Consider the following 8,485-nt stretch of genomic DNA (forward strand, 5'->3'; position numbering starts at 1 on the left):
GGAGAAAATGAACACATCTGCATTGATCCGTCCGGCCTGGACGCCGGCGACCATCGCTCTGATGGTGATCGGTTTTATGGTGTTCTGGCCGCTCGGCCTCGCCATGCTCGCCTACATCATCTGGGGCGACCGGCTTGACGGCTTCAAGCGCGACGTCAACCGCGCGACCGACGGCATCTTCGCCGGCTGCCGCCGCGGTTCCGACAAAGCGGCGCGCTGGGGCCACGGCTCTGCCCGTACCGGCAACGTCGCTTTCGACGACTGGCGCGAAAAAGAACTCGAGCGGCTCAATGAAGAGCGCCGCAAGCTCGACGAGATGCTGAGCGAGTTCGACGAATACGCCAGGGAATTGCGTCGCGCCAAGGACCAGGAAGAGTTCGACCGCTTCATGGCGAACCGCAACAAGTCGACGTCGCCCACAACCGGCGGGCCCACAACCGGCGGTGGCAAATCCACGCCAGGCCTGCTTGACGAGTAAGGCACTTGCCTCGACATAAATAATAATCAAAAACGGCGTCGCGTCAGCGGCGCCGTTTCTTTTTTGTTCTATTCGTTTTCCTCGAATCACGTATCGTCCCGGCCATGTCATTCGGCTTCTTCCGCAACCTGACCAAACCCAGGCCCGCCCCCGTCGTGGAGCGGGAGCATTGTGTTGCCGGCCGCACGCTGCCCCTCAAGATCGTCGAGAGCGACCGGGCGCGGCGATTGACGCTGCGCATCGATTCCGGTGGCCGGGGCCTGCGCATCACCGTGCCACCGGGCCTGCGGCGAGGCGAGGTGGAAAAATTCCTTGACCGCCATCAGGACTGGCTGGAGCAGCGGCTGGCCAAGGTGCCCAACCGGCCGCAGGTGCGGCCCGGTATCAAAATACCGGTGCGCGGCGTGCCGCATCGCATCGTTCATGAGCCCTCGAAACGCGGTACCGTCACGCTGTCGTGCGACGAACGCGGTCCGCTGATGATCGTGCATGGCGAGCGCGTGCACCTGCCGCGCCGCATCGCCGATTTCCTCAAGCGCGAGGCCAAGCGCGAGATCGAGCGGTTGGTGGTCAGGCACACCGGGACGATCGGCAAGCGCGCCAAGGCAATCCGCTTCAAGGACACGTCGAGCCGCTGGGGGTCATGCACGTCGGACGGCAACCTGTCGTTCTCCTGGCGCATCATGATGGCGCCGCGACCGGTCATAAACTACCTCGTCGCGCATGAGGTGGCGCATCTCAAGGAGATGAACCACGGCCCGAAATTCTGGAAATTGTGCGAGCAGCTCTGCCCCGACACCGAGCGCTGCAAGGACTGGCTCAAGCGCAATGGTGGCGCGCTGCAAGCGATCATGTTCGAATAGATCGCCCGGTCAATCATCATTCGCCGCGTTCAACTCCTCTGGGCGCAGCCCCTCGTCGGTATGGCGCGGCCATGGCAGGAAGTCCTTCTTGAAGGCGTTGCTGCCGAAATAGTCGAGCGCGCGGTGTGCCTCGGCGCCGTTGAAGGCGGCCTTGTCCATCAGATGGGCGATGACCTCGCGAGCCTGGGCGACTTTTTGCCTGAGTTGGGCGACGGTATCGTCTGCCATGCTTGTTTGCTCCCGCCTGTGTTATCTGAAGTAAGTAGCCCGTTCCGCTCTCTTGTCTTAGGAAGGTAGCGCGTTCCGCGCCGGTGGCAAACATGCGCTTTTTCTCGACTCTTTTGCCGTTTCGTGCCAATCCCCGCGTCATGGCGCTCGACATCAAGATATGCGGACTGAAGACCGACAAGGCATTGGCCGCGGCATTGGCCGGCGGCGCCAGCCATGTCGGCTTTATTTTCTTTGCCAAAAGCCCGCGCTATGTCGAGCCGGCGGAAGCCGGCCGCTTGCGCGAAGCGGCAATTGGCAAGGCCAGGGCGGTTGCCGTGACAGTCGACGCCGGCGATGCGTTTCTGGATGAAATCGTCGAAAAAATGCAGCCCGACATGCTGCAGCTGCATGGCTCGGAAACGCCGGAGCGGGTGGCCGAGATCAAGGCCCGCTATGGCCTGCCGGTGATGAAGGCGCTGCCGGTCAGCGAGGCTGCCGACCTGGAGCGGACAAGACCTTTCGTCGGCGTTGCCGACCGTTTCCTGTTCGACGCCAAGCCGCCGAAGGGTTCGCAACTGCCGGGCGGCAACGGCGTTGCCTTCGACTGGCGCGTCCTGGCCGGCCTTGACGCAGGCGTCGATTACATGCTTTCCGGTGGGCTCAACGCCGCCAATATCGGCGATGCCTTTCGGCTTGCCAACCCGCCCGGACTAGACATTTCCTCGGGCGTGGAAAGCGCGCCGGGCGTCAAGGATCCGGCGCTGATCGAACAGTTTTTCCGGGCCGTCAGGGCAGCACGCGACAGCCGCGCCGCCTGACCGTGCTTCAAACCACAAGCTAGGAGATCGGCGATGAACAAGCCGGCGATACCCAATTCCTTCCGCACCGGACCCGACGAGCAGGGCATGTTCGGCATCTTCGGCGGTCGTTTCGTTGCCGAAACATTGATGCCGCTGATCCTCGACCTCGAGCGGCACTGGAACGAGGTCAAGGACGATGCGGATTTCAAGGCCGAACTGACTGACCTTTCGACCCACTATGCCGGGCGGCCGTCGAAGCTTTATTTCGCCGAAGGCCTGACCAGGCATCTTCGCGAGGTTTCCGCGGCTAAGGGCCTCGGGGGCGGCGCAAAGGTCTATTTCAAGCGCGAGGATCTGAACCACACCGGCTCGCACAAGATCAACAACTGCCTCGGCCAGATCCTGCTGGCAAAGCGCATGGGCAAGAAGCGCATCATCGCCGAGACCGGCGCTGGCCAGCACGGCGTGGCGTCGGCCACCGTGGCGGCGCGTTTCGGCTTTCCGTGCGTCGTCTACATGGGCGCCACCGACGTCGCCCGGCAAAGCCCGAACGTCTTCCGCATGAAGCTGCTCGGCGCCGAGGTGCGGCCGGTGAGCGCTGGCCACGGCACGTTGAAGGACGCCATGAACGAAGCTCTTCGAGATTGGGTGACCAATGTCGAGGACACCTACTACCTGATCGGCACCGCCGCCGGCCCGCACCCCTATCCGGAGCTGGTGCGCGACTTCCAGTCGGTGATCGGCATCGAGGCGCGCGCCCAGATCCTCGAGCAGGAAGGCCGGCTGCCGGACACCATCATCGCCGCCGTCGGCGGCGGCTCCAACGCCATCGGCCTTTTTCACCCGTTCCTCGACGACCGCAGCGTAAAGATCATCGGCATCGAGGCCGGTGGCCGCGGCCTCGACGGCATCGAGCATTGCGCCTCAATGAACGCCGGCGCGCCCGGCGTGCTGCACGGCAACCGCACCTATCTCCTGCAGAACGCCGACGGGCAGATCATGGACGGGCATTCGATTTCGGCCGGCCTCGACTATCCCGGCGTCGGGCCGGAGCATTCCTGGCTGCGCGACAGTGGCCGCGTCGACTATGTGCCTGTTCTCGACGACGAGGCGCTGGAGGCGTTCCAGTTGACGACACGCGTCGAAGGCATCATTCCGGCGCTCGAATCCGCCCATGCCATCGCGCAGGCGGTGAAGATCGTGCCCGCCATGGACAAAGACCAGATCGTCATCGTCAACCTGTCCGGCCGCGGCGACAAGGACGTGCATACGGTGGCCAATATGCTGGGCATGGAGATCTGATCATGACCACCCGCATCGACCGCCGTATGGCCAAGCTGAAGGCCGAAGGGCGCCCGGCACTCGTCACCTATTTCATGGGTGGCGACCCCGACTACGACACCTCGCTGTCGATCATGAAGGCATTGCCCGGCGCCGGCAGCGACATCATCGAGCTCGGCATGCCGTTTTCCGATCCGATGGCCGACGGCCCGGCGATCCAGGCGGCCGGCCTGCGCGCGCTGAAAGGCGGGCAGACGCTGGTCAAGACGCTGAAGATGGCTTCGGAATTCCGTGCCACCGACAATGAAACGCCGATCGTTTTGATGGGCTACTACAATCCGATCTACATCCACGGCGTCGACCGCTTCCTCGGGGATGCGCTGGCCAGCGGCATAGACGGGCTGATCGTCGTCGACCTGCCGCCGGAAATGGATGAGGAGCTGTGCATTCCGGCGCTGAAGGCCGGCATCAATTTCATCCGGCTGGCGACGCCGACCACCGACGACAAGCGCCTGCCCAAGGTGCTGCAGAACACCTCTGGCTTCGTCTATTACGTGTCGATGACCGGCATCACCGGCTCAGCACTTGCCGACACCGGCAAGGTGGCGGCGGCGGTCGGGCGCATCAAGGGCCATACCGACCTGCCGGTCTGCGTCGGCTTCGGCGTCAAGACCGCCGAGCAGGCGCGCATCATCGGAGCGTCGGCCGACGGCGTCGTCGTCGGCACTGCGATCGTCAATGCGGTCGCCAATGTTCTGGGGCCGAAGGGCGAAAAGACCGCCGACCCGGCAGAGGCGGTCGCCACGCTGGTCAGCGGGCTTTCGCAAGGCGTGCGCGCGGCCCGCCTTGCTGCCGCCGAATAGTCTTGATCTTCTGGTTGACCATGATCTCCACCGAAAACCGGTTTCCACTTTTCGGGATCATGGTCTAACTCTTCGTCAGGACAGGAGCCGAAGCGATGAACTGGATCACCAACTACGTTCGACCGAAGATCAATTCGATGCTCGGCCGGCGCACCGACATGCCTGAAAACCTCTGGATCAAGGATCCGGAGACCGGCGAGATGGTCTTCCACAAGGATCTGGAGCAGAACCAGTTCGTCATCCCGTCCTCCGGCCATCACATGAAGATCTCGGCCAGGGAGCGGCTGAGATTCTTCATGGACGACGGCAAGTACGAGATGCTCGAAAACCCCAAGGTGGTGCAGGATCCGCTGAAATTCCGTGACGAGAAGCGCTACACCGACCGGCTGAAGGACGCCAAGGCCAAGACCGGGCTGGAGGACGCGATCATCAATGCGCTGGGCACCGTCGAAGGCCTGCCGGTGGTGGTGACCGTGCAGGACTTCGCCTTCATGGGCGGCTCGCTCGGCATGGCCGCCGGCGACGCCATCGTTCGTGGCTTCGAGGTCGCAGTGCAACGCAAGCGGCCGCTGATACTGTTCGCGGCCTCCGGCGGCGCCCGCATGCAGGAGGGCATCCTGTCGCTCATGCAATTGCCGAGAACCACGATCGGCGTCGATCGGCTGAAGGAAGCCGGTCTTCCCTATATCGTCGTTCTGACCAACCCGACTACCGGCGGCGTCACTGCCTCCTACGCCATGCTGGGCGACGTGCACATCGCCGAGCCCGGCGCGCTGATCGGCTTTGCCGGGCCGCGCGTCATCGAGCAGACGATCAGGGAAAAGCTGCCCGACGGCTTCCAGCGCTCCGAGTATCTGATGGAGCACGGAATGGTCGACATGGTGGTGTCGCGGCTGGAGATGCGCCAGACGGTCGCACGGCTCCTGAAAATGCTGCTCAAGCTGCCGGAAGAAGAAAAGCCGCTGGAACCTGAAATCCTGCCGCCGGTGGCGGTCCCGGCGGAAGCACGCCCGCAAGCCTGACGCGACATCCGTCGTCGCGAACCGCGATTGCGCGCCATCTGTGGCGCTGTAGCATCTTGATTTCACGCATGATTCCTTTCCGAAAATCGATTTCGATTTTTCGGGGTCATGCACCTAAAGCGCGTAGTATTTGAACGGATTCATGCAACGCGCTTTAGGTTCTTGTTTTTACGCATGTCGTTGTCGCAAAACCGCTGCGCACTTTTGCGCGACATGCATTAGGATTCTCCCATGAGCACGCTTGCCGCCGACCGCGAAATCGAAAGCCTGATGTCGCTTCATCCGAAGGGCTTCGATCTTTCGCTCGACCGCATTTCGCGGCTGCTGGAGCGGCTTGGCAATCCGCAGGACCATCTGCCGCCGGTCATCCACATCGCCGGCACCAACGGCAAGGGCTCCTGCGCCGCGTTTTCGCGGGCGCTGCTCGAAGCGGCCGGCCACCGCGTCCATGTCCACACATCGCCACATCTGGTGAACTGGCATGAGCGCTATCGGCTGGCCGCCGATGGCGGCGGCAGGCTGGTCGAGGACGAGGTCTTCGCCGATGCCATCGCCCGCGTCGCCAAGGCCAATGAAGGCCAGAAGATCACCGTCTTCGAGATCCTCACCGCCGTCACCTTCCTGCTGTTTTCCGAACATCCGGCAGATGCCGTCATCATCGAGGTCGGCCTTGGCGGCCGCTTTGATGCCACCAATGTCATCACCGAGCCGGCGGTGTCGGTGATCATGCCGGTCTCACTCGACCACGAATCCTTTCTCGGCGACCGTGTCGAACTGATCGCAGCCGAAAAGGCCGGCATCATCAAGAGCGGTTGCCCGGTGGTCATTGGCGCGCAGGAAAGCGAAACGGCGCTTCAGGTGCTTATCGAAACCGCCGAGCGGCTCGACTGTCCCGCCTTCGTCTATGGCCAGGATTTCCTCGCCTTCGAGGAAAACGGCCGGATGGTCTATCAGGACGAAGACGGGCTGATGGACCTGTCGCCACCGCGCCTGCCAGGGCGCCACCAGTTCGCCAATGCGGCGGCGGCGATTGCGGCGGTCAAGTCGGCAGGTTTCGAGATCAGCCATCGCGTCGCCGACAAGGCGATGGCCAATGTCACCTGGCCGGGGCGGATGCAGAAATTGCCGCAAGGCAAGCTGACGGAACTGGCGCCAAAGGGCGCCGACATCTGGCTCGACGGCGGCCACAATCCCGGCGCCGGCGTGGCCGTTGCGGAGGCATTGGCCGAGCAGGAGGAAAAAAACCCGCGGCCGCTGTTCTTGATTTGCGGCATGATCAACACCAAGGACCAGAGCGGCTATTTCCGCGCCTTCAAGGGCCTGGTGCGGCATGTCTACACGGTGCCGGTGAGCCTCAGCGAGGCCAGTGTGCCGAATGACGAACTGGCGATCCGCGCCGTCGAAGCCGGCCTGTCGGCCGAACCGGTGAGCTCCGTCGCCAATGCGCTGATGCTGCTGCGCGACACATGGGACGGACCGCCACCGCGCATCCTGATCAGCGGCTCGCTCTATCTGGCCGGCGCGGTGCTGGCCGAAAACGGCACGCCGCCGGTTTGAGCGGCCGTTCATCAGGCCACTATGACCTGACTTTGTCAGATCATCGCGAGGAGCCAGTCATGATCAAGGTAAAACAGCTCGCTCACGTTTGCATCTTCGCAGATGATCTCGAAGTGACGCGAAGCTTCTATCGGGACGTCCTCGGCATGGACACCCAGTTCAACTTCCTGCGCGACGGCAAGATTTTCGGTTTCTACCTCAATTGCGGCAGCCGCAGCCACGTCGAGGTGTTCCAGAAAGACGGGGCCAGCTATAGCGACTTGAACCAGATCAACCACTTCTGCCTTGAAGTGGAAAACCTTGACGCCGCGATCGCCCACGTAAGAGCGAAAGGCGTTGAAGTCACGTCAAAGAAACACGCATGCGATGATACCTACCAGGCTTGGATTCGCGATCCTAACAACGTGAAGATAGAACTGTTTGAATACACAGAGAAAAGTGCGCAGTTCGTCGGAGGCGATCGCATCGCGGATTGGTGATCGCCTCACGCCTATGGCGGAGGTGGCCTCGGTGGGGACTACTTCAGCTCAATCTCGATGAAGGCATACTCGCCCTCATTGGCATTGATGACGTCATGCTCCACGCCCTCCTTGCGGAAATAGGGCGCTCCCTTCTTCATTTCGGCGAAGGATTCGCCGTCCTTGGTCAGGAGCTTGAGCTTGCCGTCCATCAGCGGCACGACGACATAATCATGGCCATGGCGGTGCCAGCCGGTATTGTCGCCCGGCGCGAAGCGGTATTCGGTGACGATGACGCGCTCATTGTCGATGAAGACGGTGGCCTTGGCGGATCCGGTCATGTCGTTCTCCTGCTTTAAGCCAGACAAGAACGTGGGCCGGCGAGTGGCGAGTGCCACGGCGGACCAGCCGCATGACCCAGAAAATCCCGATCCGATCTTCGGTCAGATCAAGTGCAGCAGCGTCCTTCGCGCGTCCAGGGGGAGGCGCGGCACATTAGATGACGCAGCAAAAAGCCCGGCGCGAGGGGCCGGGCTTGTCTGCGGATTTCCGCCGGATCAGGCGAGATTGCCGTTGATCCAGTGCGACAGCGCCGTCTTCGGCGCGGCGCCGACCTTCATGTCGGCCATTTCGCCGCCCTTGAAGATCATCAGCGTCGGAATCGAGCGCACGCCGAACTGCGCGGCCAGCTCGGGATTCTCGTCGATGTTGAGCTTGGCGATCTTGACCTTGCCGCCGAGTTCGATGGCGATGTCTTCCAGCGCCGGCGCGATCATCTTGCACGGGCCGCACCATTCCGCCCAGAAATCGACGACGACCGGTTCCTTGGCGTCAAGCACATCGGTCTGGAAATTGCTCTTGTCGACCTTGACGGTGGCCATGCGAAAATCCTTTCGAGAGTTATTGTCGCACCAAATGTGGTGGTGATCGCGCCCTTCTTCAAGCAGCTGTTG

General features: G+C 62.5%; 11 protein-coding genes. 8 read left to right on the forward strand and 3 right to left on the reverse strand.

Annotated elements, in window-relative coordinates; translation table 11 throughout:
- Positions 1–7 precede the first annotated feature (7 nt).
- Together AC0L2R_RS04425 and AC0L2R_RS04430 are read left to right on the forward strand one after the other, a co-directional pair.
- Positions 8–478 carry a DUF2852 domain-containing protein gene (locus AC0L2R_RS04425; RefSeq protein ID WP_023796888.1) on the forward strand — a complete coding sequence of 157 codons (471 nt, stop codon included), beginning with the start codon at positions 8–10 and terminating at the stop codon, positions 476–478.
- A 104-nt stretch (positions 479–582) separates the two neighbouring features.
- Positions 583–1,341, forward strand: coding sequence for a M48 family metallopeptidase (locus tag AC0L2R_RS04430; RefSeq protein ID WP_027152023.1), 759 nt, complete (start codon positions 583–585; stop codon positions 1,339–1,341).
- Positions 1,342–1,350: 9 nt separating this feature from the next.
- Here AC0L2R_RS04430 and AC0L2R_RS04435 read toward each other — a convergent pair whose 3' ends face one another.
- The gene (locus AC0L2R_RS04435; protein WP_023796889.1) at positions 1,351–1,569 is read right to left on the reverse strand and encodes a hypothetical protein; all 219 of its coding nucleotides are present in this window, start codon (positions 1,567–1,569) and stop codon (positions 1,351–1,353) included.
- Between the two features lie 140 nt (positions 1,570–1,709).
- Here AC0L2R_RS04435 and AC0L2R_RS04440 point away from each other — a divergent pair, with 140 nt between their 5' ends.
- From AC0L2R_RS04440 to AC0L2R_RS04465, 6 genes are all read left to right on the forward strand, one after another.
- Positions 1,710–2,369, forward strand: coding sequence for a phosphoribosylanthranilate isomerase (locus tag AC0L2R_RS04440; protein WP_473508067.1), 660 nt, complete (start codon positions 1,710–1,712; stop codon positions 2,367–2,369).
- 33 nt (positions 2,370–2,402) lie between these two features.
- A complete protein-coding gene (gene trpB, locus AC0L2R_RS04445; protein WP_473507857.1) occupies positions 2,403–3,653 on the forward strand; it encodes a tryptophan synthase subunit beta in 1,251 nt (416 codons plus the stop codon).
- A 2-nt stretch (positions 3,654–3,655) separates the two neighbouring features.
- Entirely contained in the window at positions 3,656–4,495 is an 840-nt protein-coding gene (gene trpA, locus AC0L2R_RS04450; protein WP_287220514.1) for a tryptophan synthase subunit alpha, read from the forward strand.
- 95 nt (positions 4,496–4,590) lie between these two features.
- Positions 4,591–5,517 carry an acetyl-CoA carboxylase, carboxyltransferase subunit beta gene (gene accD / locus AC0L2R_RS04455; protein ID WP_473507858.1) on the forward strand — a complete coding sequence of 309 codons (927 nt, stop codon included), beginning with the start codon at positions 4,591–4,593 and terminating at the stop codon, positions 5,515–5,517.
- Positions 5,518–5,748: 231 nt separating this feature from the next.
- Positions 5,749–7,074, forward strand: coding sequence for a bifunctional folylpolyglutamate synthase/dihydrofolate synthase (locus AC0L2R_RS04460; RefSeq protein WP_473507859.1), 1,326 nt, complete (start codon positions 5,749–5,751; stop codon positions 7,072–7,074).
- A gap of 59 nt (positions 7,075–7,133) precedes the next feature.
- A complete protein-coding gene (locus AC0L2R_RS04465) occupies positions 7,134–7,553 on the forward strand; it encodes a VOC family protein (protein ID WP_128182661.1) in 420 nt (139 codons plus the stop codon).
- Between the two features lie 38 nt (positions 7,554–7,591).
- Here AC0L2R_RS04465 and AC0L2R_RS04470 read toward each other — a convergent pair whose 3' ends face one another.
- Both AC0L2R_RS04470 and trxA read right to left on the reverse strand, forming a co-directional pair.
- Complete coding sequence (locus AC0L2R_RS04470; protein ID WP_023796896.1) at positions 7,592–7,873, reverse strand: cupin domain-containing protein; 282 nt, start codon at positions 7,871–7,873, stop codon at positions 7,592–7,594.
- A 216-nt stretch (positions 7,874–8,089) separates the two neighbouring features.
- The gene (gene trxA, locus AC0L2R_RS04475) at positions 8,090–8,413 is read right to left on the reverse strand and encodes a thioredoxin (protein WP_091592579.1); all 324 of its coding nucleotides are present in this window, start codon (positions 8,411–8,413) and stop codon (positions 8,090–8,092) included.
- Between the last annotated feature and the right edge of the window lie 72 nt (positions 8,414–8,485).

The organism is Mesorhizobium sp. WSM4820, from assembly GCF_055811075.1.

What these genes read in the sequence shown, in the direction of transcription:
- AC0L2R_RS04465 (WP_128182661.1), top strand. Translation starts at nt 7,134, where the DNA reads ATGATCAAGGTAAAACAGCTCGCTCACGTTTGCATCTTCGCAGATGAT.
- AC0L2R_RS04440 (WP_473508067.1), top strand. Translation starts at nt 1,710, where the DNA reads ATGGCGCTCGACATCAAGATATGCGGACTGAAGACCGACAAGGCATTG.
- accD (WP_473507858.1), top strand. Translation starts at nt 4,591, where the DNA reads ATGAACTGGATCACCAACTACGTTCGACCGAAGATCAATTCGATGCTC.
- trpA (WP_287220514.1), top strand. Translation starts at nt 3,656, where the DNA reads ATGACCACCCGCATCGACCGCCGTATGGCCAAGCTGAAGGCCGAAGGG.
- AC0L2R_RS04435 (WP_023796889.1), bottom strand. Translation starts at nt 1,569, where the DNA reads ATGGCAGACGATACCGTCGCCCAACTCAGGCAAAAAGTCGCCCAGGCT.
- AC0L2R_RS04430 (WP_027152023.1), top strand. Translation starts at nt 583, where the DNA reads ATGTCATTCGGCTTCTTCCGCAACCTGACCAAACCCAGGCCCGCCCCC.
- AC0L2R_RS04460 (WP_473507859.1), top strand. Translation starts at nt 5,749, where the DNA reads ATGAGCACGCTTGCCGCCGACCGCGAAATCGAAAGCCTGATGTCGCTT.
- trxA (WP_091592579.1), bottom strand. Translation starts at nt 8,413, where the DNA reads ATGGCCACCGTCAAGGTCGACAAGAGCAATTTCCAGACCGATGTGCTT.
- trpB (WP_473507857.1), top strand. Translation starts at nt 2,403, where the DNA reads ATGAACAAGCCGGCGATACCCAATTCCTTCCGCACCGGACCCGACGAG.
- AC0L2R_RS04425 (WP_023796888.1), top strand. Translation starts at nt 8, where the DNA reads ATGAACACATCTGCATTGATCCGTCCGGCCTGGACGCCGGCGACCATC.
- AC0L2R_RS04470 (WP_023796896.1), bottom strand. Translation starts at nt 7,873, where the DNA reads ATGACCGGATCCGCCAAGGCCACCGTCTTCATCGACAATGAGCGCGTC.